The 25,708-nt window shown below is 48.8% G+C and carries 24 protein-coding genes and 1 riboswitch; of the genes, 14 read left to right on the top strand and 10 right to left on the bottom strand.

The genetic code is table 11. The features are described 5' to 3' along the window. The first annotated feature begins 192 nt into the window (after positions 1-192). Entirely contained in the window at positions 193-1,350 is a 1,158-nt protein-coding gene (locus tag ACEPPX_RS02400) for a trans-sulfuration enzyme family protein (RefSeq protein ID WP_416622806.1), read from the top strand. A gap of 148 nt (positions 1,351-1,498) precedes the next feature. Here the strand turns inward: ACEPPX_RS02400 and secF are convergent, their stop codons facing one another. The 3 genes from secF to yajC all read right to left on the bottom strand — a co-directional run bounded on the left by secF (position 1,499) and on the right by yajC (position 4,791). Continuing rightward, complete coding sequence (gene secF, locus ACEPPX_RS02395) at positions 1,499-2,434, bottom strand: protein translocase subunit SecF (RefSeq protein ID WP_047761269.1); 936 nt, start codon at positions 2,432-2,434, stop codon at positions 1,499-1,501. A gap of 3 nt (positions 2,435-2,437) precedes the next feature. After that, on the bottom strand, positions 2,438-4,285 hold the full coding sequence (secD, locus tag ACEPPX_RS02390) for a protein translocase subunit SecD (RefSeq protein WP_416622805.1): 1,848 nt from the start codon (positions 4,283-4,285) through the stop codon (positions 2,438-2,440). Positions 4,286-4,494: 209 nt separating this feature from the next. Further along, entirely contained in the window at positions 4,495-4,791 is a 297-nt protein-coding gene (yajC, locus tag ACEPPX_RS02385) for a preprotein translocase subunit YajC (protein WP_416622804.1), read from the bottom strand. A 178-nt stretch (positions 4,792-4,969) separates the two neighbouring features. On the opposite strand from yajC, the gene ACEPPX_RS02380 reads away from it, so the two are divergent. The 4 genes from ACEPPX_RS02380 to hchA all read left to right on the top strand — a co-directional run bounded on the left by ACEPPX_RS02380 (position 4,970) and on the right by hchA (position 9,171). Further along, on the top strand, positions 4,970-6,010 hold the full coding sequence (locus ACEPPX_RS02380) for a histone deacetylase family protein (protein WP_416622803.1): 1,041 nt from the start codon (positions 4,970-4,972) through the stop codon (positions 6,008-6,010). Positions 6,011-6,347: 337 nt separating this feature from the next. Continuing rightward, positions 6,348-7,178, top strand: a complete 831-nt coding sequence (gene fdhD, locus ACEPPX_RS02375; protein ID WP_416622802.1) for a formate dehydrogenase accessory sulfurtransferase FdhD — start codon at positions 6,348-6,350, stop codon at positions 7,176-7,178. 38 nt (positions 7,179-7,216) lie between these two features. Then, positions 7,217-8,146, top strand: a complete 930-nt coding sequence (locus ACEPPX_RS02370) for a formate dehydrogenase accessory protein FdhE (protein WP_416622801.1) — start codon at positions 7,217-7,219, stop codon at positions 8,144-8,146. Positions 8,147-8,301: 155 nt separating this feature from the next. Beyond that, positions 8,302-9,171 (top strand): glyoxalase III HchA, encoded by an 870-nt coding sequence (gene hchA, locus ACEPPX_RS02365; protein ID WP_416622800.1) that lies wholly within the window; start codon positions 8,302-8,304, stop codon positions 9,169-9,171. Between the two features lie 262 nt (positions 9,172-9,433). Here hchA and ACEPPX_RS02360 read toward each other — a convergent pair whose 3' ends face one another. Further along, a complete protein-coding gene (locus ACEPPX_RS02360; RefSeq protein ID WP_047760428.1) occupies positions 9,434-9,742 on the bottom strand; it encodes a hypothetical protein in 309 nt (102 codons plus the stop codon). A gap of 121 nt (positions 9,743-9,863) precedes the next feature. Then, positions 9,864-9,972: riboswitch (SAM-I-IV-variant riboswitch) on the bottom strand. A 170-nt stretch (positions 9,973-10,142) separates the two neighbouring features. Between ACEPPX_RS02360 and ACEPPX_RS02355 the strand changes: the two genes are divergently transcribed. Together ACEPPX_RS02355 and ACEPPX_RS02350 are read left to right on the top strand one after the other, a co-directional pair. Then, positions 10,143-11,048, top strand: coding sequence for a lysine exporter LysO family protein (locus ACEPPX_RS02355; protein WP_416622799.1), 906 nt, complete (start codon positions 10,143-10,145; stop codon positions 11,046-11,048). 82 nt (positions 11,049-11,130) lie between these two features. After that, positions 11,131-11,904, top strand: a complete 774-nt coding sequence (locus tag ACEPPX_RS02350) for a DeoR/GlpR family DNA-binding transcription regulator (RefSeq protein WP_047760426.1) — start codon at positions 11,131-11,133, stop codon at positions 11,902-11,904. Positions 11,905-12,349: 445 nt separating this feature from the next. Here ACEPPX_RS02350 and ACEPPX_RS02345 read toward each other — a convergent pair whose 3' ends face one another. Continuing rightward, on the bottom strand, positions 12,350-12,670 hold the full coding sequence (locus ACEPPX_RS02345; RefSeq protein ID WP_416622798.1) for a hypothetical protein: 321 nt from the start codon (positions 12,668-12,670) through the stop codon (positions 12,350-12,352). An 80-nt stretch (positions 12,671-12,750) separates the two neighbouring features. Next, a complete protein-coding gene (locus ACEPPX_RS02340) occupies positions 12,751-13,128 on the bottom strand; it encodes a RidA family protein (protein ID WP_416622797.1) in 378 nt (125 codons plus the stop codon). Between the two features lie 85 nt (positions 13,129-13,213). On the opposite strand from ACEPPX_RS02340, the gene ACEPPX_RS02335 reads away from it, so the two are divergent. From ACEPPX_RS02335 to ACEPPX_RS02315, 5 genes are all read left to right on the top strand, one after another. Then, positions 13,214-13,693, top strand: coding sequence for a YbaK/EbsC family protein (locus ACEPPX_RS02335; protein WP_416622796.1), 480 nt, complete (start codon positions 13,214-13,216; stop codon positions 13,691-13,693). Between the two features lie 54 nt (positions 13,694-13,747). Beyond that, positions 13,748-14,119: a DUF4870 family protein gene (locus ACEPPX_RS02330; protein ID WP_416622795.1), complete on the top strand. Its 372-nt coding sequence runs from the start codon at positions 13,748-13,750 to the stop codon at positions 14,117-14,119. 469 nt (positions 14,120-14,588) lie between these two features. Further along, complete coding sequence (locus ACEPPX_RS02325; protein WP_416622794.1) at positions 14,589-14,852, top strand: FeoA family protein; 264 nt, start codon at positions 14,589-14,591, stop codon at positions 14,850-14,852. Positions 14,853-14,902: 50 nt separating this feature from the next. Beyond that, a complete protein-coding gene (feoB, locus tag ACEPPX_RS02320; protein WP_416622793.1) occupies positions 14,903-16,768 on the top strand; it encodes a ferrous iron transporter B in 1,866 nt (621 codons plus the stop codon). Further along, positions 16,765-16,905, top strand: coding sequence for a FeoB-associated Cys-rich membrane protein (locus ACEPPX_RS02315; RefSeq protein WP_075968073.1), 141 nt, complete (start codon positions 16,765-16,767; stop codon positions 16,903-16,905). Before feoB ends, ACEPPX_RS02315 begins: the two co-directional genes overlap by 4 nt. A 144-nt stretch (positions 16,906-17,049) precedes the next feature. On the opposite strand, the gene glcE is transcribed toward ACEPPX_RS02315, so the two are convergent. From glcE to ACEPPX_RS02300, 3 genes are all read right to left on the bottom strand, one after another. Then, on the bottom strand, positions 17,050-18,129 hold the full coding sequence (gene glcE / locus ACEPPX_RS02310) for a glycolate oxidase subunit GlcE (protein WP_416622792.1): 1,080 nt from the start codon (positions 18,127-18,129) through the stop codon (positions 17,050-17,052). A 23-nt stretch (positions 18,130-18,152) separates the two neighbouring features. Then, positions 18,153-18,878 carry a DUF817 domain-containing protein gene (locus ACEPPX_RS02305; RefSeq protein WP_416622791.1) on the bottom strand — a complete coding sequence of 242 codons (726 nt, stop codon included), beginning with the start codon at positions 18,876-18,878 and terminating at the stop codon, positions 18,153-18,155. A gap of 201 nt (positions 18,879-19,079) precedes the next feature. After that, positions 19,080-20,696 carry an FAD-linked oxidase C-terminal domain-containing protein gene (locus tag ACEPPX_RS02300; RefSeq protein WP_416622790.1) on the bottom strand — a complete coding sequence of 539 codons (1,617 nt, stop codon included), beginning with the start codon at positions 20,694-20,696 and terminating at the stop codon, positions 19,080-19,082. Positions 20,697-20,870: 174 nt separating this feature from the next. Between ACEPPX_RS02300 and tkt the strand changes: the two genes are divergently transcribed. Then, the gene (gene tkt / locus ACEPPX_RS02295) at positions 20,871-22,853 is read left to right on the top strand and encodes a transketolase (RefSeq protein ID WP_416622789.1); all 1,983 of its coding nucleotides are present in this window, start codon (positions 20,871-20,873) and stop codon (positions 22,851-22,853) included. Between the two features lie 201 nt (positions 22,854-23,054). On the opposite strand, the gene rep is transcribed toward tkt, so the two are convergent. Beyond that, positions 23,055-25,067 (bottom strand): DNA helicase Rep, encoded by a 2,013-nt coding sequence (rep, locus tag ACEPPX_RS02290; protein ID WP_416622788.1) that lies wholly within the window; start codon positions 25,065-25,067, stop codon positions 23,055-23,057. Positions 25,068-25,252: 185 nt separating this feature from the next. On the opposite strand from rep, the gene ACEPPX_RS02285 reads away from it, so the two are divergent. After that, positions 25,253-25,678: a J domain-containing protein gene (locus ACEPPX_RS02285; protein WP_416622787.1), complete on the top strand. Its 426-nt coding sequence runs from the start codon at positions 25,253-25,255 to the stop codon at positions 25,676-25,678. Positions 25,679-25,708: the final 30 nt, after the last annotated feature.

Raw genomic sequence — 25,708 nt, 5'->3', positions numbered from 1 at the left:
TAGTTTGCCCGGCCGTTGCGCATGGCAACGTTTTTTTATAATTTTGATTATACGGCGGACCCGTGCCTTTATTTTTAAGGCCGTAGTAAATGCGAGATTATATCACTTGTGCTTTCAGACGGCATTGATTGTTTCTATTTTTCGGATAGTGGTAAAATCCCTTATCTTTATTTTACATATGGGTCGGACGTTATGAAATTTGCTACAGAAGCCATTCATTCCAGTTATGATTGTGATGAGCATAACCGCGCATTGATGCCGCCGATTTATCAAAACAGTATGTTTGCCATGCATGAAATCGGCGAGCAAATACCTTACCGTTACTCCCGCCTTTCCAACCCTACCCGAAAAGTATTGGAAGACACTGTGGCCGCTTTAGAGCACGGTGCGGCCGGTTTCGCTTTCTCCAGCGGCATGGCGGGAATCGATGTCGTGTGGCGTACATTTTTACGCCCGGGCGATACTATTGTGGCAGTAGCCGATATTTACGGCGGCGCATATGATTTGCTGACGGAAGTTTACGCCCAATGGGGCATTAATGTTGTTTTTGCCGATTTAACCGATCCGAATAATCTTGATACGGTTTTAGCTGAACACAAAGTAGCTATGGTCTGGTTGGAAACGCCTTCCAACCCTCTGTTGCGCCTGGTGGATATCGAATTGCTGTCGGCCAAGGCGAAGGCCGCCGGCGCTATGGTGTGTATTGACAATACTTTTGCAACACCATATTTGCAAAATCCTTTGGATATGGGCTGCGATATCGTGTTCCATTCTGCTACCAAATACCTTTGCGGACATTCCGATGTGCTGATGGGTATTGTAGTTGCTAAAGACCAAAAACATGCCTCGCGTTTGCAATCTATGATGGTAAATACCGGTGCCATAGCCGGACCGATGGATTGCGCGTTGGTATTGCGCGGTATTAAAACCCTTCCCGTGCGGATGAAGCAGCATTTGGAAAATGCGGCAGAGTTGGCCAAGCGCTTACAGGCCCATCCTGCCGTAGCCAAGGTCTTTTATCCCGGGTTGGCAGAGCATGAGCACCACGAGTTGGCCAAAAAACAAATGCGCGGTTTCGGCGGTGTCGTGTCGGTTTATCTAAAAAACGATACCAAAGCGGCAGCCAACAGCGTAATTAAAAATATGCAGCTAGTGAAAATGGCATCCAGCTTGGGTGGTGTAGAAAGTTTGGTAAACCACAGCTTTTCCCAATCCCACAGTGGTATGTCGCCTGAAGTAAAAGCAGGATTGGGTATTAAAGAAGGATTGCTGCGTTTTTCAGTCGGTATCGAGGATATCGAAGATATTTGGGCCGATATTTCGAAAGCTTTGGATACTAGCTTGGCATAATATCCGATGAATGTGCGGTGACAAATCTGTTGTTGTGCCATCAATATTTTGGCATTTAAACTAAACATATCCGGTTTGTCATCATTAATAAAAAATGCCGTCTGAAAATTTTTCAGACGGCATTTTTTCTTTTTAGCCAGGTTGGTATTTATACCACGGCTTCTTCTTTTTGTTTTTGGGGTTTCGCCAGATTTTCACGGCTTAAACCGAATGCCAGCAGCAGTGGGCTGGCAACCAAAATAGAAGAATAAATACCAAAAACGATACCGATCGTTAATGCCAGTGCGAAGCCGTGTAGGGCGGCGCCGCCGAAAATCAGCATAGACAATACCATCGCTTCGGTAGAGCCGTGGGTAATAATAGTACGGCTCATAGTGGCGGTAATCGCATTATCAATAACTTGGGGTACGGTTTTGTCGCGCATATTCGGTTTGCGGAAATTCTCGCGGATACGGTCGAATACTACCACCGACTCATTCACCGAATAGCCCAATACGGCCAGAATACCGGCCAGCACGGTAAGCGAAAATTCCCATTGGAAAAAGGCAAAGCAACCGAGGATGATAATTACGTCGTGCATATTGGCAATAATGGCAGAGACTGCAAAACGCCACTCGAAACGCATGGAGAGGTAAATAATGATACCGACAATCACCATGCCCAAAGCAATCAGGCCGTTGGATACCAGTTCCTCACCTACTTGAGGACCGATAAACTCAACTTGGCGTAGTGTAACGTCCGGGTTGTCGGTTTTCAGCAGGTTCATCACTTGATTGGAAAGTTGCGCTGAAGACACACCTTCTTTGTTGGGTAAGCGGATCATGATATGGCGGTTAGTACCCAGCGCCTGAACCTGTACCTCGCCTTCGCTGACAGTATTCAAACGTTGGCGTACCTGGTTGATTTCAACACCTTGTTGGTATTGCACCTCCATTACCGTACCGCCGGTAAATTCAACTGAGAAATTCAAACCGCGGGTTACTAAGAAAAACACCGAAAGGATGAAAGTGATCAGGGAAATCAGGGTAGTGAGCTTACCGTAGCTCATAAACGGAATGTCGCGTTTGATTTTGAACAATTCCATGTTTTACTCCTTACCGGCTGTGGTTTCGGGCTTCCATACCGCACCGATAGAAATGTTTTTAAGGTTGCGGCGGCGGCCGTACCATAGGTTCGCCATAGCGCGAGACACCACTACAGAAGAATACATTGAAGTGAGAATACCCAGACAATGCACCACGGCAAAACCGCGAACCGGACCCGAGCCGAAAATCAGCAAGGCGATACCGGCAATCAGCGAAGTGATATTAGAGTCGACAATGGTTGCCCATGCGTGTTGATACCCCATATTGATGGCTGCCTGCGGTGATGCACCTGCACGCAGCTCTTCACGTATGCGCTCGTTAATCAATACGTTAGAGTCGATGGCCATACCTAATGTGAGGGCGATTGCGGCGATACCGGGTAGGGTGAGCGTGGCTTGCAGCGCCGATAAGATGGCAATCAGGAACAGCAAGTTAGCCGATAGGGCGATAACCGAAAAAACACCGAACATACGGTAATAGATAATCATGAAAACGGCTACGGCCACAAAGCCCCAAAGGGTAGAATGGAAGCCTTTTTCAATATTTTCTTTACCGAGAGACGGGCCAATGGTGCGCTCTTCGATGATTTCCATAGGTGCGGCTAAAGAACCGGCGCGCAGTAGAAGAGAAGTATCATTGGCCTCGGCGGTACTCATGCTGCCTGAAATCTGTACGCGGCCACCGGTAATGACGGTGCGGATAACAGGTGCGGTTACGACTTCGGCTTTACCTTGGTCGATTAGAACCATTGCCATGCGCTTACCGATATTTTGGCTGGTCAGCTCGCCGAAAATCGTACCGCCGGTACCATCAAGATTGATGCTGACGGCAGGAGCGCCCATTTCATCAAAGCTGGGTTGGGCATCATTGATGTTGTCGCCGGTGAGCTCTACCTGTTTGCTGACCAAAGTGGGAACCGGTTTTTCCCCGGCAGTGTAAAGCAGGTCGTAGCCCGCAGGAATATTGCCGGCAAGTGCGGCCTGCATCAGGGCGGGGTCATCCGATACCATGCGTACTTCCAAGGTGGCGGTGCGGCCAATGATGTCTTTGGCTTTGGCGGTATCCTGAACACCGGGCAGTTGTACCACAATGCGGTCTGCTCCCGCCTGTTGGATAACCGGCTCGGCTACGCCCAACTCATTCACACGGTTGTGCAGGGTATTGATATTTTGTTTAACCGAATCTTCGCGCACTTTGTTTAAAACCGCTTCGGAGAGCGTAAGTACGATATCGTTGCCGTTCGGGGTGAGTGTGGCTTCTGGCAAAATGCGGCGCAATTCGGGCAGGGCTTTTTGTACATCCGCGGCATCTTGGAATGGTACGGTCAGGCTGTTGTCGTTTTGGCGTGCGGTGCCTGTACGGGTTTTCAAACGGCGTAGCTCGCGGCGGATATCGCCGGAATAGCGCTCAAATGTTTTTTGCATGGCCGTCTGCATGTCAACCTGCATGGTGAAATGCACGCCGCCGCGTAAGTCAAGGCCTAAGAACATCGGGTTGGCATTAATTTTCGCCATCCATTCGGGGCTGTCGGCCAAGAGGTTCAATGCGGTGATGTAGCCGTCACCCAGAGTGTTTTCGATAACATCGCGGGCACGTAATTGGGTTTCGGCATCGCGAAAGCGTACTTTAAGCGAATTGTCGGCGATAAACATACCGTCGTTGGCAATGCCCGCGGCTTGCAAGGCAGAGGCAACGCGTTGCTCGGTCTGTGTGTTAATCGCAATAGATTGGCGGTTGGTGGATACCTGTACGGCCGGCGTTTCGCCAAATAAGTTGGGCAGTGTGTAAATCACGCCCAAAATCAGGGTCACGGCAATCAGCAGGTATTTCCATAATGGATAGCGGTTCATGGTAAACCTTTACTGGATAAAAACGAACAGCCGCAGCTTATGGCTGTCGGCATTTTATATGGCGGCGGTTTCGGCGGGCCAAACTTCTGAAAAAGCTTGTCGGACGGCTGAAGTGCAAAAGCCGTACGGCTAAATTGAGGCATATCGAAACGGTGCATGGCCGATAAAATGTAAACAGCCACCGTGCGGCGGCTCTCAAAGGCGGCGGATTATGCCGCTTTGCTGGAAACGGCGTTGCGCTCAACTTCTACAATCACGCCTTTTGCGATTTCTACATTAAAGAATTTTTCGCTCACGTTGGTGATGGTACCGGTAAAGCCGGAAGCCAAAATCACGCGGTCACCGCGTTTCAATTCGGCCAGCATGGCTTGGTGTGCTTTGAATTTCTTTTGTTGCGGGCGCATGATCAGGAAGTAGAATACAACCAAAATCAAAATCAGCGGAGCAAACTGCATCAGCAAATTCGGTTGGGCGGCGGCGTCGGCTGCGTAAGCAAAGTCAATCATGTGTCGTCCAGTCTTTCTATTATAAATGGATAAAAATGCTAAGCGGTTTGTCTGTACCGCTTAAAATAGGCTATTCTAAAGGGATAGAGGTATTTTTCCAAGTAATTTCCATGATTATTAACCCTATTTATCCTGTTTGTCGGATGCCGTCTGAAAAGGGCGGGAGCAAGGAGCAAGCGTGCGTGCGTGGATAAGACGGCTTTTGGGCAGAAAGCCGCGCTTGTTGTGGATAGGCCATCCACTGTTTTTACAACATGATCCGGGTACGGATCATCCCGAAGCAGCGGCACGCATCGGAGCTATAGAGGCCGAGCTGCTCCGTCAGAAGATATCGCCGCGGATCCGCCGTGCGGAGGCGGCGGAAGTGACCGACAAACAATTGGCTTTGGTTCATACCAGTAAATATTTACAGTATCTTGAATCAGTTAGGCCGCAACCGGGCAAAATATACCGGCTTGACGACGACACGGTGATGAGCAGTGAAACGCTCGCTGCTGCGCGTTATGGTGCAGGTGCGGTCGTGCAGGCGGTTGATACGGTATTGTCGGGACGCTCCCCGCGTGCGTTTTGTGCAGTCAGGCCGCCGGGGCATCATGCTGAAAGTGCCAAAGCAGGTGGCTTTTGCCTGATTAATAATGTTGCTGTCGGCGCTATGCGCGCGATTGCCGAACATCGTTTGCAACGTATTGCGATTGTCGATTTCGACGTGCACCATAACAACGGCACACTGGAAATTTTTAAAGATGACCCGCGTGTGATGTTGCTGAATAGTTGTGCTCCTGATCTGTATCCGTTTCCTGATGAAGGCGTTGGCGGGCGCAATCCTCATATCCATAATATTTTTCTGCCTTCCGGCAGTGGCAGCCGTGAAATGCGTGAAGCTGTCCGCCGCTTGTGGTTGCCGCAATTGGCGTTATTCAAACCGCAATTGCTCCTGCTTTCGGCAGGATTTGATGCGCATCGTAAGGACGAGAGCGGTAGTTTGAATTGGCATGAGGCTGATTATGCTTGGCTGACGCATAAGCTGGTGCAGGCGGCGGGCGAAGAATGCCGCGGTGTGGTGTCGGTATTGGAAGGCGGTTATCATTTGGAGAGCCTGGCCAAAAGTGTGGCCGCCCACCTGTATGTGTTATCCGGTATGGGAAAACCTGCCTGTGCGGTTGCTTACGACAAATGGCTGCGTCGTACCGCTAAAAAAGAAGGCCGTCTGAAAAAATGATGGCTTGAGGGAAGAAGTTTCAGATGCCGTTTGAAAAAATTTCAGACGGCATTTTTATTTGTAGGCAATGGTTTGGCCGCTTCGGGATTTTTAAGCAGGTAGCAAATCGGAAAACTGCATACAAAATCTCAATATATCTTTATCTTTTATTGAAATCAGCGGCCGGAGTGCCGCAATTGTCCGTACATGGTTTAGGTTTGGCGTAATAGCTTTGATAAAACAGTGTGTTAGAATCGGTTTGGCAGCAGTGCGCTTTTTGCACAATAAATTGTTATAATCAAACCTTTTGCCGCTTTTATTCAGACGGCCTTTGATGTTTTCTTCCCCGAATATACTTATGATTCCGAATGCAATAAGCAGCGTTTGTACCGTAAGCCGTTTCAGAAACGGCAGTACCGAAAATACCGATGATATTCTTGCAGAAGAAACCCCGGTAGCATTGGTGTATAACGGAATCGCCCATGTGGTATTGATGGCTACTCCCGCCGATATAACGGAATTGGCACTTGGTTTTAGTCTGAGCGAAGGCATTCTGACCCATGTCGGAGAGCTTTACGATGTGGAAACCAAAAACGGTTGTAACGGTATTGAAGTTCATTTGGAGATTGCCTCGGCGTGTTTCCGGTTGTTGAAAGAACGTCGCCGTAATATGAACGGGCGTACTGGCTGCGGTTTGTGCGGGGTGGAAAGTTTGGAGGCGGTCAGGCCGGATTTGCCTGAAGTAGCGCGCGGCCATATCGTTCAAGCACAGGATATACAGGCGGCATTGCAAACCTTTGACAAATACCAGACCTTGCGCGCGCAAACAGGTGCGGTGCATGGTGCGGCTTGGGTAGAAGAAGGCATTATTGTCAAATTATTTGAGGATGTGGGCCGCCATAACGCGCTCGACAAGCTGTTGGGCTGGGGTGCGAAAAACAATATTGATTGGCAGCGGGGCTGGGTGTTGGTGTCCAGCCGTGCCAGTTATGAGATGGTGGCTAAAGCAGCGGCAATGGGCGTGGGACTATTGGCCGCAGTTTCGGCGCCCACAGCCTTTGCCGTACGTTTGGCCGAACAAGCCGGCATGACATTAATCGGCTTTGCCCGGGAGCATCAATATACGGTTTATACCCATCCTGATTATATTCAGACGGCCTGTTCCGGCGAAACAAAGCAGGCCGTCTGAAACGAGCCTTTGCAAAACACATACACAAAGAAAAGATTATGAGCACAATATCCATCAAACCGATTACCGAAATTCAAAAAGGCTTGTTCCATACACCGTTTTGGTTGGCACCCGAAAGCAACCTTTTTGCCGAACGCAGTACCCGTTTTCAAGAGTTGGCGCAAAATGAAGCCAGCGAATGGCGCGTGTATCTTGAATTATTAGGCAAGTTGAGTACGGCGCAGCAGGCGGTTTACGACAAACACAGCTTCGTGCTGCCCGATTTATACCAAGGGCAAACCATTTTGCCGCAAGCAGCCCTAGGCGAGGTGCCTGCTGATTTTTACGGTGTGTTGGCCGATTTAGTGGCGGAGACAGGCCGTATAGGTGTGACGAAAGCCGTACAGGCAGAGTTGGATAAATTAGCCGCATTGTCCCGTGAGCAAGCAGAAGAATTAGCTAGGCGCGTGTTAACCAAAAATGAAACCGATGCCGACCGCTCGGCTTTGGTATGGGTGCGGGCGGCCTTGCAGGTTATTTGGACGGCATGGGCGGCGCAATTGACCGAAGACCATGTTCCGCCGGTGGAAGAGCGCGTAAACTGTCCCTGCTGCGGCACAGAAGCGGTAGGAAGTGTAGTGTTGATTAAAACGGATTTGGCAGGTTTTCGCTATATGCATTGTCCTCATTGCAACAGCCGCTGGAATGCCCTGCGTGCAAAATGTACCACTTGCGGTGACAGCAGCGGCATGCGTATTCAGGAAATCGATCCGGAGGAAACACCCGGGCTCAGCCCGGTACTGACGGGCGCAAGAGCCGAAAGCTGTGAGGCGTGCCATAGTTACCGTAAGCTTTACCGGCAAGACAAACAACAATATGCCGACCCGGTAGCAGACGATCTAGCCTCGCTGGCTTTGGATATTTTAGTAGGTGAGTCAGGCTATCAGCGCGGAGGCGAAAACCCCTTTTTGATATTGGGTTCGGAATAATTTTTTTTATATTGGCAGATAAAACGCCGGTATATGCTGTTGGAAAGTAAAAGCGCGTAAGCCCGTTGTATCCGGCGGAAGATATGAGGTTAGAATGGCATAGCAGGATTTTTACTTATTCTTTGTGTCCCCGCTTTATTTTTTGGAGAACCGCCATGAGCGACCTCATCAAGCAGCCCGTATCCGACCGCGCCGAATATAACGCCTACTTTCCTTCGGAATATTCACTCAGCCTTTATACCAGCCCGAAAACCGATTTTAAAGGTTTCAAATTTTCCGAGCCTTATAAGGGGGAAAAATATAAAGTTTTGATGATTGCTACCGATGAGCGGTATGTAAAAATGCAAAACGGAAAACTTTTTTCTACCGGCAACCATCCGGTCGAAACGTTGTTGCCGATGCTCCATATCCATGAAGCCGGATTTGAAATCGAAGTCGCTACTTTATCGGGAAATCCCGTTAAGTTTGAAATGTGGGCGATGCCGAAGGAAGATCAGGCGGTAGCCGGTATTTTTGAAACTTATCTGCCGAAGTTACAGAAGCCGCATAAATTGGCCGATATTATTGAATCGGTAACCGATGAGGATTCTCCTTACATTGCCGTATTTGTGCCCGGTGGTCATGGTGTACTTAATGCTATTCCTGAAAGTAGTGAGGTGGCGCGTGTTTTAAATTCGATGCTGGATAAAAACCGCTATATCATCACTTTGTGTCATGGTCCGGCAGCATTGGTGTCATTGGCAGATGAGCAGGGCGCCTTCCCGCTCAAAGGCTATGAGTTGTGCGTATTTCCCGACTCACTTGACGAAGGTGCCAATATTGATATCGGCTATATGCCCGGTCGTTTGCCGTGGTTGGTAGCGGAACGCTTACAGGCTTTGGGCATGAAAGTAATGAATGAAGACATTACCGGTAAAGTATGCCAAGACCGCCAACTGTTAACCGGAGATAGTCCGCTGGCCGCAAATAATTTAGGAATCCTTGCCGCGGATGTATTGTTGGATGCCGTTACCAAATTGGATTAATGTTTCTTTCGGCGTGGTCGATGCGCCGCTTTCGTCACTATGATATCCGGTTATGATCATTATCATAAAATAAGGAGCCGTCTGAAAATTTTCGGGCGGCTTTTTTTATGAGAGCAACATAGATCATGATTTTATAGGCAATGCAAATTCTGCCGAACTGTCCGTCGGGAATGAAAGAAATATAATGGTGTTTTTTATATTGCGATATACAAATGCCGTCTGAAAAATTTCAGACGGCATTTTATTTCAATAAAGAGAATATTTAAGCTGCATAGTGTTTGCGGCGGGCGGCATCATATTCTTTTGCATAAGTTTCCAGAGCGCTGATACAGCCGTCGATATCATCGGCTCCTGCTAAAAATAAAATCGTACGCAACGTAGCGAGTTCCCTGTCTGGAGAGAGTGGGGCGCAGTAGTGATTGGGAAAGGCAAGCGGACAGAGCCACAGTTTTTCTTCGGGTCGGTAAATGCCTATAATTTCATTGCGGCTGCCGTTGCGGTGTAGCACAAACTGAATGGCCGAGCTGGCCGCAACGGTATGAACAGAGAACTCGAGATTCTGGATTTTCATGCGATATTCCTTATCCTGTTTAGCACTTTATCATGGGCGGCAATTGGGAATAAATCACCCATAGGGGCTGCCGATACAGCAGCCGGATAACAAAAAACACCCTGCATTTCGGGAAACAGGGTGTGATGCCCATATTTGCCGTCGAAAAATCAACAGCCGCATCTGCACGCGCATTCCACCTTGCCGGCAATAGGCAGGTTGGCATGGTTTCCCAACTCGTGATGCAGAGCTAATCTTATGCCTGCGTTACAGGCTTGTCAACATAGGCGTATCTCACTCAAGGCTACTGGCTCTGCCTAGCCTTAACGTTTGCTAACAGATATAATGCTTAGCCGACATTAAGACATTAAAGAGAGTTGTCCGAACGGTTCAAAAGTTTGGCAACTGCTGCGCTCATGCTATGAACAGTTTGATAACTTTGATTACCGTACTCTCGCCGCTTTTTGCCGGATTTTTTATAAGTGTGCCCAAACAATATCAGCCCTTATTGGATAAAGCCCTGTCGTGGCTGGTATATGCCATATTGTTGCTGATCGGCGTGTCGCTTTCCCAAGTTGAGAATTTAGGCGCGCAAATCAGCACTATTTTCATATCGACCGTTTGCCTGTTTATAGCCGTGATCGGGATGAATTTGCTGGTTTTAATGTGGTATGACCGCCGTTTTCCATGGAAGGTGGAGGGAAGCAACAAAAAAGCCGATATTAGCTTAACGGGCAGTATCAAGCAGCTCGGTTGCGTGTTAGCGGGTTTTATGCTGGGTAGGATACTCAGCCGTGATTGGCTGCCGCCGGAAAACTTGGGTACTTATTGCCTGATGTTGATGGTATTTGTCGTGGCGGTACAATTACGAAGCAGCGGTATTACCTTGCGGCAGGTGCTGATTAATAAGCGCGGCGTGCAAACCAGTATATTGATTACGCTTTCTTCTTTGGCAGGAGGTTTGCTGTTTGCCGCCTTGCAATCCGAAGTTTCATGGAGTAAAGGTTTGGCATTGGCATCTGGGTTTGGCTGGTACTCGCTTTCCGGCATTGTGATGACCGAAGCCTACGGCCCGATATGGGGTAGTGTGGCACTGTTGAATGACCTGGCCCGCGAATTTTTTGCTTTGGTATTTATTCCGTTGCTAATGCGCCGCCATCCGAGTGCAGCTGTGGGGGTGGGCGGTGCGACCAGTTTGGATTTTACTTTGCCGGTTATTCAACGTTCCGGCGGTTTGGCGGCAGTTCCGTTGGCCATCAGTTTCGGGTTTATCATCAATATTATTTCCCCGGTTTTGATGGTTGTTTTTTCCGCCATGAAATTTTGAATAACCGCACATCTGTGCCGCTTGCGTGAAGAAAGCGAATTTGGCACAATTTATTTCATAAAAATCAAAAGTAAACGAACCTATGCCACGCATCCAACGACATGAAAAAATCATTGCCCTCGTGCGCGAACACGGTTTTATGCCGATTGACCGATTGGCGCGCGATTTAGACGTTACACCGCAAACCATCCGCCGTGATATTAACCAGCTTTGCGAAGAAAACATTTTACGCCGTTACCATGGTGGTGCGGCTTTGGGCGAAGGGATGGAGGGAGATGATTATCTTGCCCAAAAGAATAAATTGCAAAACGAAAAGGCGCATATTGCCGATTTGATTGCAGCTGAAATCCCCGATAATGCTTCATTGTTTATGAGTATCGGAACAACCATTGAAGCAGTAGCAATGGCTTTGGTGAAAAATCATAAAAATCTTTGCATTATTACCAATAATATCCATGTGGCGGCGATTGTATCCGGGCGTAGCGATTATACGGTCATTATTACTTCGGGAGTGGTGCGCCCGGTAGACGGTGGTGTGACGGGCGTAGCTACGGTAGATTTTATTAACCAGTTTAAAGTCGATTACGCCGTATTAAGTGCGGCCGGTGTGGAGCAGGACGGCTCGCTTTTGGATTTTGACTATAAAGAAGTTAGTGTGATGCAGGCGATGATGGAAAATGCCCGTATGCGCTATTTGGTGTTGGATCACCGTAAATCGGGGCGGAATGCTTTGGTAAGGATGGGAGACGTTACCGAGTTTGACTGTGTGTTCAGCGACCGCAAACCGTCAGACACTATCCGTCAAAAGCTGGATGAACATGGCGTACGCTGCCATATTGCCGAACGGGATGTTTGAAAAGATTCATACTGTGCTTTAAATTAAAAAATAAAATGTAAATAATGCCGTCTGAAAATATTTTTCAGACGGCATTATTTATCTTGGAGAATTTTTCGGTTTTGCCGCCGGCCGGGGTGGTGATTATTTGTTGTAGCCTTACTATCATGAAAATGAGCGGCTGCCGTGACAAATACTAAAAGCCCGTATTGGTGGAACCGAATAATTAGCTGCATTTTCTAGAGGTAGGTGAACCTTCATAGGGGAGGTGATTTATATTTGCACTGACGAGCCGGTTATCGGGCAGCGTTTCACCGTCTTGCTGGATGAGAGATATTATGTCGCGCGGGAAGCCGCCGTTAGAATATTGTTAGATTAGTGCCAGATTGGTTTTCTCACCGATGGCAGAGAATATAAGAAAAACGCGCTTAAATGCGCGTTTTTTGGACGTTATGAATTTTACAGGCTATGCGGTCTGTTTTTTATAGCGCGGGTCTGCCAGTAAGGCTGTTTGCAAACCGCTTTTTAAAGGCTGTAAGGCATCAATATCGTCACAAGCATCCATTATTAATTGGTATACGGCCATAAAATCTTTTTCGGGCAAATCGGCGATGGAAAACGTGCAGCAGGAAAACTCGCCCTCGAATTGTTCGGCATAATCCGGAGCCACATCGGCCATATGCGGCAACATATAATCAAACAAAAGCACCGATATGCGGTTGGGCAGCAGATGTTTAACCAGCTGGCCGTTTGCCATATTGATATATAAGTAATCAGGAGCGCTCATTCTGATTCACCAATAAATAATTGGCTTTTATTCCGTTTCCAGTATGCTTCGGCTTCAGCCTGTCCGTAAACTACCTGCTTTTAGCGTGTATTTTTACCGGCTGTATTTTGAAGCTGTACCGCAGAAACTTTGATTTCGATTTTCCATGCCGGATTCGCCAAGCCGGCGGCTACACAGGCGCGAGCCGGAGTGCGTTGGGGATCAACCCATTGGTCCCATACCGCATTCATTGCAGCGTAATCGGCCAGATCAGGCAGGTAGATTGTGGCTTCTAAAATATGGCGCTTGTCGGAGCCGCATTTTTCCAGCCATTTATCGATTTGTTTGAGTACATCTTGAGTTTGTTCGGTAATGTCCGAACTGTCTGTTTCGGGAACCATACCCGATAAAAACACAAAACCGTTGGCAACGGTAGCTTCGGAGAGGCGCGGGGTTTGTCCGTGATAGGTAATGTTCATATATTTCCTTTACATATAAGTTAAATCATGGCAGTTATGGTAACATAAAGAAAGATTGAATCAGCATATTTTTCAGATGGCCTCTATGAGTAAAAACGATTATCCGGTTACGCCCTCTATACGTTTTTTGCGGGCGCATGCTATTGATTTCGAGCCCAAAATGTTTGTTTATATGGAGCACGGGGGAACGGCGCATTCGGCGCAGCAGTTGGGTGTCCCCGAGCATGCGGTGATCAAAACTATTGTGTTGCAAAATGAGCGTAAAGAAGGTGTGCTGGTGTTGATGCACGGCGATAAAGAAGTTTCTACCCGCAATTTGGCGCGCCAGTTGGGAATGAAACATCTGGAATTGGCCGATGAAAAACAGGCCAATAAATGGACGGGGTTTTTATTCGGAGGCACCAGCCCGTTTGGCACGAAAACCACTTTGCCGGTTATGGTGGAAAAAACGATTTGGGATCTGGATATGATTTATATCAACGGCGGCAAGCGTGGGTTTTTAGTAGCGATCAGGCCTGAAGCTTTGCGTGTGCTTAATCCGAAAACGGTGGAGGCGGCCGCCTGAATGTTGTTGGCGCGGTAATATATTTATTATGGATAATTAATAAAGGAGAAAATAATGGATTACAGAATAATAGGCCATCCGGGGCAAGCGCCGAAAGACGATAGCCGGCTGCGCACTTATGCCATCATTGTTTATGCCTTGTATGCCGCCTCGTTGATTATCGGCTTTACTTTGTTGGCCGGGGTGATTATGGCTTATCTGAAGCGCAACGATGCGGTGGGTACACCTTATTATGATCAGTTTGCCTACCTGATTAAAACGTTTTGGGTTACTGTGGCAGGGTTGTTTATCGGTGTGTTGACAATAGGGGTTTTGGTAGGCGGTCTGATTTTGGTACTGGTAAGTATTTGGTTTGTTTACCGTGTAGTGGCCGGTTTTATCAAGCTTTACGACCATCGCCCTATATCCGCCGATAGTTGGTTTTAAGGCAGGTTTGCTATTTGTAAGAGAGTATGATTGCCCATGCATTTGTATTTAAAATTTGATGCCGTCTGAATGTTTCAGATGGCATCATTGCTTTGTATGCGTTACTGTTCTATAAAACTAGAATAGTAAATTTTACAAAATGTGTTGCGCTCAGACAGGCCGCCTGAAAAATATGTACATGGATTATCTGGCGTAGATATGGAATTTCCTCTTACATGTTTTAGATAAAAATATCATCGGCCGTTTCACAATTGCCCCGCCTAATTTCTTGCTTGCATTCCCTATAAATTTAATTGATAATAATTATAAATAAAAATTAGCCGCCTGAAATATGATTGGTTGAATACGGTCATGCTGAAAATATGGTTGACGGCTAATTATTTGATATTTTCTTGCGGGCTTATCTCAGCCCTGTATCTGCCAAGCACATAATACAGAATCCAATTGTTTCTTGATGTGGAATTTTACAATGTCCCGTTTGCCGGTATCCCGTCTGAATAAAGGCGAAGTGGTTTATATCGAATCTATCGAACCCAATCCTGTTTTCGGCAGCCTTGATGAGCTGGTTGGCCGTCGTCTTGCCGATCTGGGTTTTTCCAACGGTACGCCATTGACGCTGGTGGCAAAAGGCTTATTCGGACGAGGGCCTTTCGCCGTGCGCTTGGGCAATCAATCACAATTTTCTCTACGTGAAGCAGAAGCGGCCAAAATTATTTGCCGTCCAACCAAATAAACTTTGCCGGATTCAGATGGCTAGAATTTTATGCCGTCTGAAAAATCATTATGAATACATATTATTATGCTTTGGTCGGTGCGCCTAATTGCGGTAAAACTGTGCTTTTCAACGCCCTTACAGGGGCAAATGCCAAAGTGGCCAATTATCCGGGTGTAACGGTTGACCGCCGCGAGGGCGTCTTCGTGCGTGACCGTAATATCCGGATTATTGATTTGCCAGGTACATACAGTTTGAGAACCACAAGCCCGGATGAAACAGTAGCACGCGATGTGCTTTTGGGTAAGCTTGGGCGTCGCCCCGATGCGGTAGTGGCAGTAGCGGATGCAACCAATTTACGCATGACGATGCGAATGATGCTGGAATTAAAAACACTCGGTCTGCCGATGATGATTTCTCTTAATCTCAGCGATGTCGCTTATGCGCGCGGTTTGAGGATTGATGTGGCCAAACTCAGCAGCCTGCTTGGCGTGCCGGTATTGGAAACCGCTGCCATCCGTCATCACAGCGTAGAGGCTGTTAGGGAAACTCTGGCTACCTTGCCGCGAGTGGAAACCGTTGATTTTGATGCGGAGAAAGCTAAAGAGCGGTTGGATGAGCTGGACAGTAACGCCTTATACGAAGAAGTGGAAAGTATTTTACGCCAAGTGGTGCATACCGAGATGGCTTTGCCCAGATGGCACCGCCGTCTTGATGGCTTGGTACTGCATCCCGTATGGGGTTTAATCATTTTGGCATTTATTTTGCTGATGGTTTTTCAAGCGGTGTATTCTTGGTCTGAGCCCTTAATGACGGCGATTGAAGACGGTTTTTCTATGCTGGGCGAATGGGTGGCTTCGGCATTGCCGCCCGGGTTGCTCACTGATTTGCTGATAAACGGGGTGATTGCAGGTATGGGCAGTGTATTGGTGTTTTTACCTCAAATCACCATATTATTTGCCTTCATTCTGCTATTGGAGGATTCTGGCTATCTGCCTAGGGCGGCGTTTTTGCTTGATAATCTGTTGTCCCGTACCGGGCTGTCGGGTCGTGCGTTTATTCCGCTGCTGTCGAGTTTCGCCTGTGCCGTACCCGCGGTGATGTCGGCACGAACCATTCAAGATCCGCGCGAACGTTTGGTTACGATTGCTATCGCGCCGATGCTGACTTGTTCGGCGCGTTTGCCGGTATATGCGCTGATTATTGCGGCAGTGATTCCGGCACAAACCGTTTGGGGTGTTTTTAATCTTCAGGGTTTGACTCTGTTTGCACTGTATGTGGTTGGCATTGTTTCGGCAGGGCTAACCGCATTTATGTTGAAACGCATGGCTAGACGCAGAGGGAATGTCCAGCAATTTCCTTTGTTGATGGAGTTGCCTACTTTCCGAACGCCGAATTTCAAACATATCGTGATTAGCCTGTGGGATAGGGTAAAAGCCTTTTTAAAACGCGCCGGTACGGTAATTTTTGCTTTAAGCGTGATATTGTGGGCATTGGTTAGCTTTCCCGCTGCGCCTGAGGGAGCAAGCGCACCGGCGATTGATTATAGTTTTGCCGGTATGTTGGGGCATCTGATTGAGCCGATATTTGCCCCGCTGGGTTTTACTTGGCAAATGTGTATTGCCATGATTCCGGGTATTGCTGCTCGGGAAGTGGTGGTGGCCGCGTTGGGGACGGTTTATGCCGTAGGGGCGGCGTCTGAAGATGCGGCGCAACAGGCATTGATCCCGATTGTGCATAATAATTGGGGACTGCCCACCGCTTTTGCATTCTTGGCATGGTATGTTTACGCACCGATGTGTATGGCGACGATGGCGGTTATCAAACGCGAAACCAAATCCGCCCGCCAAACTTGGCTGATTGCGGGCTATCTGTTTATGTTGGCCTACTTTTTTGCTTTTGTGGTGTATCAGGTTTCATCGAGGATTTTATTATGATTCAAGAATGGGTAGTCGGGCTGCTGGTGTTGGGGGCGGTGGTCTTTGTAGTACGCCGTTTTGTTTTCAAGCCGAAATCTTCTTCTGCTTGCGGCAGTTGCCGCGGTTGTAGCGGTAAAGACGGCGGTTGCCATTAGATTTTATAGGCTGTGGTTGTATTAATGTTTTGTTTGAATAATAAGGCCGTCTGAAAATCCGTTTCAGACGGCCTTATTATTTTGTATGACAGATAAGCATAGCGGTTATAAAAATTTTCCACTTGCCTCTATGGATACGGAGATTTACCAATCCGGATACATACGCCCGGGATTAAAAATACCGGACGGGTCGAAAGTTTGTTTCAAACGGCGATGGATTGCTTCGACAGGTTCGGATAGCGGGGTGAATACGGTTTCGCCGTGTTTTTCTCCGCGAAAGAGTGTCGCATGACCGCCCGCTTGCTGTGCGGCTGTGCGTATAGTTTGCGCTTTGGCTTCCGTACGATACCAGCGTAAGCCGCTACCCCATTCCATAGCACTTAAGCCTTCCAAAGGCAAAGGAGAGGCCGTGTCGGGCACGGAAACACGCCACAAACGTTGGGTGTCGCTAAGGGAGAAGGCAGGGTGGGTTTGTTCGCGTACCGAGTGCCATAGCGCATCGGCGGCTGCGGCTTCAAGTTGCAAACCGCCGATAATGCCGACGGCAGTTTGAACGCCCGCTTCGGTGCCGCTTAAGCGCAGGCTTAATACGCCGTCTGCCCAGAAAGAAGCGGAAAGCGGTAAAGGTTGCCCCATTAAGGCATTGAGTTTTGCAATAGCTTCGGTTTCACTGATTTCGAATTGTAATGTGGTTTCGGCAAACGGTTTGGGCAATACTTTGATGGATAGATCGGTGATTAAACCCAAAGTGCCGAGCGAGCCCGCCATTATCTTGGCAACATCATAGCCCGCTACGTTTTTCACGACTGTTCCGCCGAAGGCCAAATGTTCGCCTTTGCCGTTGAGCATTTTTACACCCAATACAAAATCTTTGATGGCTCCGGCATGGGATCTGCGGGGGCCGGCCAATCCGGCGGCGACAGCCCCTCCCAATGTTGCGCCTTCGCCGAAATAGGGTGGTTCGAACGGCAGGATTTGGTTGCGCTCGGCTAAAGCGGTTTCGATTTCCGCCAGCGGAGTACCGGCGCGTGCGGAAATCACCAGCTCTTCCGGATCATAGGCGGTAATGCCGCGGTAGGCGCGTGTATCAAGTATTTGGGCATTATCGGGGCGGCGGCTCTCTCCGTAAAAGTCTTTGCTGCTGCCGCCGCGGATAATCAGCGGCGTATGGTTTTGCGTTGCTTCGAGGATTTGCCCGCGTAGGGTAGTCAGTATGTGTTCCATAGTTTTCAGACGGCCTTTTCAATTTAATCTTTGGATACCGCAATCGTATGTTTGATGTGTTTTAAATTCGCCACGATGGTAAAAGTCATGATGACCAACATGGCCCACGAGCTCCATTTGCCGATGTGTACGAGCGACCATACACCGCTTTGGTTGGGATATTGCCAAATACCTGCAAATGTACTGATGTTTTCTGCCAGCCAGATAAAAAATCCGATTAATACGAAAGCCAATAACAGAGGCATTTTCCTTTCGTGGTCGTAAGGGGTGAAATATATTGTCGTACGCGCATACAGCCCTAAAATAAAAGCAGCCAGATACCAGCGGTAATCGCTTATATAGTGGTGGCTGAAGAAATTTATATAAATTGCGGCAGCCGCCAGTGCAGCAAGCCAGTAAGGCGGGTGGCTTCTGACTTTCAAATCGAACAGCCGCCATGCCTGAATAATATAGCTGCCGACGGCCGCATACATAAAGCCGGTAAACAGAGGGACTCCCCACAATTTGGTATACGCAAAATCGGGGTAAGTCCATGATTGGATGCCGCCTGAAGTTTTAAACACTTCAAGCATAAAGCCGATGATATGAAACAGCGTGATGGCTTTCAATTCATCGCGGCTTTCCAAACCGAATTTGAGCATAGCGGCCTGCACTGCCAAAGCAAATACCAGCAACAAATCATAACGGGGTATGCCCAGCCAGCCATTGCGCGGAATGGCAAACATGGCGATAAAAAAACAAACCTGCAAACAGACAGGCTCTGGCTTCTTTCAGGCCGAAAAACCAAAATTCTAGTATAAAGCGTCGCCAGCCCTGTAAAGCAGGATTCGGCGGGTGTCGGGTCAGCTAATTGTCTAATCGGTTCGGCATGGGTCGTATTTTTCAGACGGCCCGTATACGGTTATATACACCGGGTTGGCAGGCCGTCTGAAAATGAGCATATCGGGCGGTTAAAAGCGTTCCAATTCGGGAAATTTCATGGTTCCGCGCGGAATATGCATTCTGCCGTACTCGGCACAGCGGTTTTTAGTGGGAATGGCTTTGTCGGCATTGAGCAGACCGCTCGGATCAAATGCAAATTTTATGCCCCAAAAGGCTTCGCGTTCGGCTTCTGAAAATTGAACGCACATGCCGTTGATTTTTTCTACGCCTACGCCGTGTTCGCCGGTGATTGTGCCGCCCAGCCGTACGCATTCTTCCAAAATATCGGCACCGAAGGCTTCGGCGCGAGGCCATTCTCCCGCTTGGTTGTCGAAAAGAATCAGCGGATGCATATTGCCGTCGCCCGCATGGAAAACGTTAATACATTTCAAGCCGTATTTCTCTTCAAGCGTGGTGATGTGGCGCAGCAGTGTGCTGATGTGGCGGCGTGGTACGGTACCGTCCATGCAGTAGGAATCAGGAGCGAGTTGGGCGGCGGCGGGGAAAGCGTTTTTTCTGCCCGACCAAAAAACCAGCCGTTCGATTTCGTTGCGTGATACTTGGATGCGGATGGCGCCGCTTTTCTCAAATACTGCAATCATACGGCCGATTTCTTCGGCTACTTCTTCGGGGGTGCCGTCTGATTCGCAAAGCAAAATGGCTTCGGCGCGTGTGTCGTAGCCGATGTTGAGGTAATTGTCGATGGCGCGGGTGGCCGGGCCGTCCATCATCTCGAGTCCGGCAGGGATGATACCGGCGGCAATTACCGCAGCGACGGCATCGCCTGCTTTACCCATATCGTCAAAGCTGGCCATAATCACTTGTGCCGTACGCGGCTTGGGAACCAGTTTTACAACCACTTCGGTTACTACGGCAAACATGCCTTCGCTGCCGATGAAGACAGACAGTAAATCCAAACCGGGTGAGTCGTAAGCTGCGCCTCCCAGTTCGATAATGCTGCCGTCCATGGTGACGGCGCGCACTTTCAGCACGTTGTTTACTGTTAAGCCGTATTTCAAACAATGTACACCGCCTGAATTTTCACCGACATTGCCGCCTATGGTGCAGGCCAGTTGGCTGGATGGGTCGGGTGCGTAATACAGTTGGTGAGGGGCGGCGGCATCGGAAATCGCCAAATTGCGTACCCCGGGTTGTACCGTAGCGGTTCGCGCCTGAGGGTTAATTTCTAAAATCCGGTTGAATTTGCCCATAGCCAATACGATGCCATCGGGCGTGGGCATGGCGCTGCCGGTTAAGCCCGTACCGGCTCCGCGAGGTACGACGGGCACACCCAAACGCATACAAGTTCTCAAAACGGTTTGTACTTCGGCTTCGGTTTCGGGCAAAACCACGCCTAAGGGCAGTTGGCTGAAAGCAACCAAACCATCGCACTCGTATGGTGTGATTTCTGCTAATTCGGTAAGAAAGCGGATGCCTTGCCATTCGCGGTGTAATGCGGCTTGCAGGGTTTCACGCTGTTGAGGTGATAGAGGCGTGCGCGGGCTGGGTTCCATAAAGATTCCTTTGTTACCGTGCCGTTTGGGCAACGGCAGGAAAGTATCGTTATTATTTTTAGGCTGCGGGTCATACGAACGTGCGGATAATCGGATACGGCGGAGATCTGCAGAGTCAGGTTGCCGAACCATCCGCTAAAATAATAATCCTAACATAATATCCGTGCGGCCTGAATATTCAGACGGCCTACGGTACTCAGGTAAGATAGCCTCTATTTGTGTACGGCCGCTCCCTTCGCCTTGAAACCGCCTGCGAATCGGGTGATAATCGCATACCCTTCCTAAAAATCAGACAAAGGTATTCCAATGGCTTCCCAACTGGCAAACGCCATCCGTTTTCTTTCCGCAGACGCAGTTCAAAAAGCCAATTCCGGCCACCCCGGTGCGCCGATGGGCATGGCCGAAATGGCCGAAGTGCTGTGGACGCAATTTTTAAATCATAATCCGGCTAATCCGAAATTTTACAATCGTGACCGTTTCGTTCTTTCAAACGGCCACGCCTCAATGATTTTATACAGTCTGCTGCACCTTACCGGCTACAATGTTTCGATTGATGATCTGAAAAACTTCCGCCAACTGCACAGCAAAACTCCCGGCCATCCCGAATACGGTTATACCGACGGCGTGGAAACTACTACCGGCCCGTTGGGGCAGGGCATTGCCAATGCCGTAGGTATGGCTTTGGCCGAGAAAAAACTGGCTGCCGAATTCAATAAAGACGGTCTGAATATTGTCGATCATTACACCTATGTATTCTTAGGCGACGGCTGCCTAATGGAAGGCGTATCGCACGAGGCCTGTTCGCTCGCCGGTACGCTCGGTTTGGGCAAGTTGATTGTTTTGTACGACGACAACAATATCTCTATTGACGGTAAGGTAGACGGCTGGTTTACCGAGAATATCCCGCAACGCTTCGAAAGCTACGGCTGGCATGTCGTACCGAATGTCAACGGTCATGATACCGATGCTTTGCAGGCCGCTATCGAAGCCGCGCGTGCCGAAACCGGCAAGCCTTCCATTATCTGCTGCAAAACCCTTATCGGCAAAGGTGCGGCTACCAAAGAAGGCAGCCATAAAACCCACGGTGCACCTTTGGGTGTGGACGAATTAGAAGCTACGCGTAAACACCTGGGTTGGAACTACGCCCCGTTTGAAGTGCCGCAAGATGTTTATGCAGGCTGGGATGCCAAAGCTAAAGGTGCGAAGCTTGAAGCCGAATGGAACGAATTGTTTGCCCGTTATCAGGCAAAATTCCCTGCCGAAGCGGCTGAGTTTGTCCGCCGTATGGAGCACCGTCTGCCTGAAAACTTTGACGCCTATGTTGCCGAAGCTTTGGCCGAGGTATGCGAAAAACATGAAAAAATCGCTACCCGTAAAGCCAGCCAAAACAGTATCGAAGCTTTGGCCAAGGTATTGCCCGAATTTGTGGGAGGCTCTGCCGACTTAACCCCTTCCAATCTGACCGATTGGTCGCAAAGCACCGCGATTACACGTGAAACCGGCGGCAATTATATCCATTACGGTGTGCGCGAATTTGGTATGGCGACGATTATGAACGGTTTGGCGTTGCACGGCGGTGTGAAACCTTTTGGGGCGACTTTCCTGATGTTTAGCGAATATGCCCGCAATGCGCTGCGTATGGCCGCTCTGATGAAAATCAACCCGATTTTTGTGTTCACCCATGACTCCATCGGCTTGGGCGAAGACGGCCCGACACACCAACCGGTAGAGCAAACCGCCACCTTACGCCTGATTCCGAATATGGCGGTATGGCGCCCGTGTGATACGGCCGAATCTTTGGTAGCGTGGTCGGAAGCGGTCAAAGCAGCGGATCATCCGAGCTGCCTGATTTTCAGCCGTCAAAACCTGCCTTTTGTCGCCCGAAGCCAAGAGCAGCTGTCCGATATCAAGCGTGGCGGTTATGTGATTAGTGCTGCTAAAGGTAAGGCGCAGGCCGTCATTATTGCGACCGGTTCGGAAGTCGAGTTGGCCTTGAATGCCCAAACGGCTTTGGCTGAACAAGGTATCGCGGTTAATGTGGTTTCCATGCCGTCTACCAACGTGTTTGACAAACAGGATGCCGCTTACCGTGCTGCCGTATTGCCCGAAGGTTTGCCGCGCGTGGCGGTTGAGGCCGGTGTGAGCGACGGATGGTACAAATATGTCGGCTTAAACGGTAAGGTCGTCGGTCTCGACCGCTTCGGTGAGTCCGCACCTGCCGAAGAGCTGTTTAAGGAATTTGGCTTTACCGTGGATAATGTGGTTGCCGCGGTGAAATCGGTTTTGTAATTACCTATATTGTATTTACAGCGCGGTAAAACGGTATCGTTTGGTTATCCTTGCGCCGTAAACAAAAAAAGCACCTGTTGGGCAGGTGCTTTTTTGATTTAACAATTTATTTAACCGGATAAAGCACAGGCCGTCTGAAAAATTTTCAGACGGCCTGTGTTTCATTATGGCTCGTTTTGAAATCTCTTTACGGTTATGAGCTCAAATATTGGTATTGTTTTTACTTTTATCTGCCAGCATCGCGCTGAGCCCGGCTAAATGGCTGCGGCCTTCAGCTTTGCTGACAATCGGTTCCCCGCCTTTTCGACCTAAGATTTTTAAGTCTTCTTGGGGCATTTCTTCGATAAAGCGGCTGGGTTCGGGAAATTGCCAAGTGCCTTGTTTTTTGCGTTTGATGCAATGGGTAAGGGTAAGTTGGCGTTTGGCGCGCGTAATGCCGACATACATCAGACGCCGTTCTTCTTCGATATTCCCTTCTTCGATGCTGTCTCCGTGCGGAAATAACCCCTCTTCACAGCCGACCAAGAATACAAACGGATATTCCAAACCTTTTGAGGTATGCAGGGTCGACATTTTTACGGCGTCGATTTCTTCTTCGTCGCGCCCTTCAAGCAGAGTCATTAAGGCGATGGTTTGTGCGATTTCGATGATGTTTTTGCCGTCTTCTTCACCCTTGCGCGCAAGCCACGTACTCAGATCTTGCACATTACGCCATTTGATTTCGCCGGCTTTGCCTTCTTCGCCATTGAGAAGGTGGGCTTCGTAGCCGATTTCGTCAAGCAGGTTTTGTATCAGTGTGCCTGCATCCGTGTTTTCGGCGCGGCTGCGGTAGCTTTCCATCATTTGCATAAACTGCTCTACCGCCTCACGGTTTTTGTTGTTGAGTTCGGCTAGGGCGTCTTTATTTAACGCGGCTTGGTAGAGACTGCCGCCGTGGCTATGGGCATAGGCGTTCAGACGGCCTAAGGTTGTGTCGCCGATACCGCGTCTGGGTGTGGTAGCCGCACGCAAGAAGGCAGGGTCGTCATCCGGATTGGCAATGAGGCGGATATAGGCAAGTATGTCTTTGATTTCGGCTTTATCAAAAAAACTTTGGCCGCCAGAGAGTTGGTAAGGGATATGTGCGGCACGCAAGGCCTCTTCAAAAACACGCGATTGGTGGTTACCGCGGTAGAGAATGGCAAAATCGGCATAGTTTATTTTGCCTTCGCCCACGATTTTTTGCTTGGCAATCTGGCTGACTACCCATTCTGCCTCGTGTTGTTCGTGTTGGCAGGCAACAACTTTGATTTGTTCGCCCATTCCGAATTGGGACCACAGTGTCTTGGGAAACAGCTTGGGATTGTTTTGGATAACTTGGTTGGCCACTTTCAAAATACGGGCGGTAGAGCGGTAATTTTGCTCGAGTTTGATGATTTTGAGCTGTGGGTAGTCGGTTTGCAGGCTGCGGAGGTTTTCCATATTGGCGCCGCGCCAAGCATAAATAGATTGGTCGTCGTCGCCCACTACGGTAAACAAGCCCTCTGCTCCCGTGAGCAATTTCATGAGGGCGTACTGGCAGGTATTGGTATCTTGGCATTCGTCTACCAATAAATAACGCAGGCGCCGCTGCCATTTCAGCCTGATTTCGCTGTTTTGTTGCAGCAATACGGTAGGCAGACGGATTAAATCATCGAAATCAACGGCCTGATAGCTCTCCAGCGTAGCTTGATAACTGGCATACAGCGCGGCCATTTGCTTTTCCCATTCGTTGGAAGCCGTCCGAAGCGCTTGTTCGGGCGTTTTTAAATCATTTTTCCATAAAGAAATCCGCTGTTGTGCTTTGAATACCGCATCCCGCCCGCTGCTGCCGAGTATTTCATTGATAATTTTGGCCGTATCTGCCGCATCTAAAATCGAGAAGTTTTTTTTGTAACCGATATTCGGGGCTTCTTCACGCAGCATTTTCATGCCTAATGAATGGAAAGTGCAGACGGTTAAACCGCGCGTCTGCTTTTTACTAAGCATACCGCCGATGCGCTCTTGCATTTCTTTTGCGGCTTTATTGGTAAATGTAATCGCGGCGATACTATGCGGTGCGTAACCCGCACGGGTAATCATATAAGCGATTTTTTCGGTAATCACCCGCGTTTTACCGCTGCCCGCACCGGCTAAAACAAAAAGCGGGCCGCCAAGATAATGAATGGCTTGTTGTTGCTGTGGATTGAGTTTCATTAGATAAAAATATGGCCGAGCCAAATATGGGCCGTCTGGAAAATAAGTAGGTGATTATAGCATTGGCAGAACCGGCTTTTCGGGTAATACTATAAAATTGACGAAGCGGGCAGGTTGTATCGAAGAAGGTGATTTATTCTTGTTTGAATTGTATAATCAGATGTTTATTTGAATAATTTTCCCATATGGCCAAACGCCTGCACACCCATTACGATAATTTGAAAGTAGCGCGGGACGCTTCGCCTGAGGCGATTCGTAGCGCATATCGTGCGTTGTGCAAACAATATCACCCAGATCAAAATTCCCACCCCGATGCACACCGTATCATGAGTTTGGTTAACCGCTCTTATCAGGTGCTTTCCAATCCTGATAGCCGCCGTGCACATGACCGCTGGATTGAAGAGCAAATCCTTGCTTCGCAAGATGGCAAAATCTCCAGCCCGATGCCGGGCGGTTTTCGCAAAGTGCAAGAGCCGTTACCTTATGCTACGTTGGCAGCTTGGTTGGCCGTTTTGACTATGCTGATTGTCGGATTGGCATATTATGCGGCTTTGCAACGCGAAGATGCGCCTGTTGTGCCGCAAGATAATATACCGGTACGGCAGCGATAGCATCTAATTTTGTGTTTTTCTTCAAAAGGC

The organism is Neisseria sp. S1 (genome assembly GCF_048060015.1).
Taxonomy (GTDB): domain Bacteria; phylum Pseudomonadota; class Gammaproteobacteria; order Burkholderiales; family Neisseriaceae; genus Neisseria; species Neisseria arctica.
This window is presented reverse-complemented; position numbering and strand designations above follow the sequence as displayed.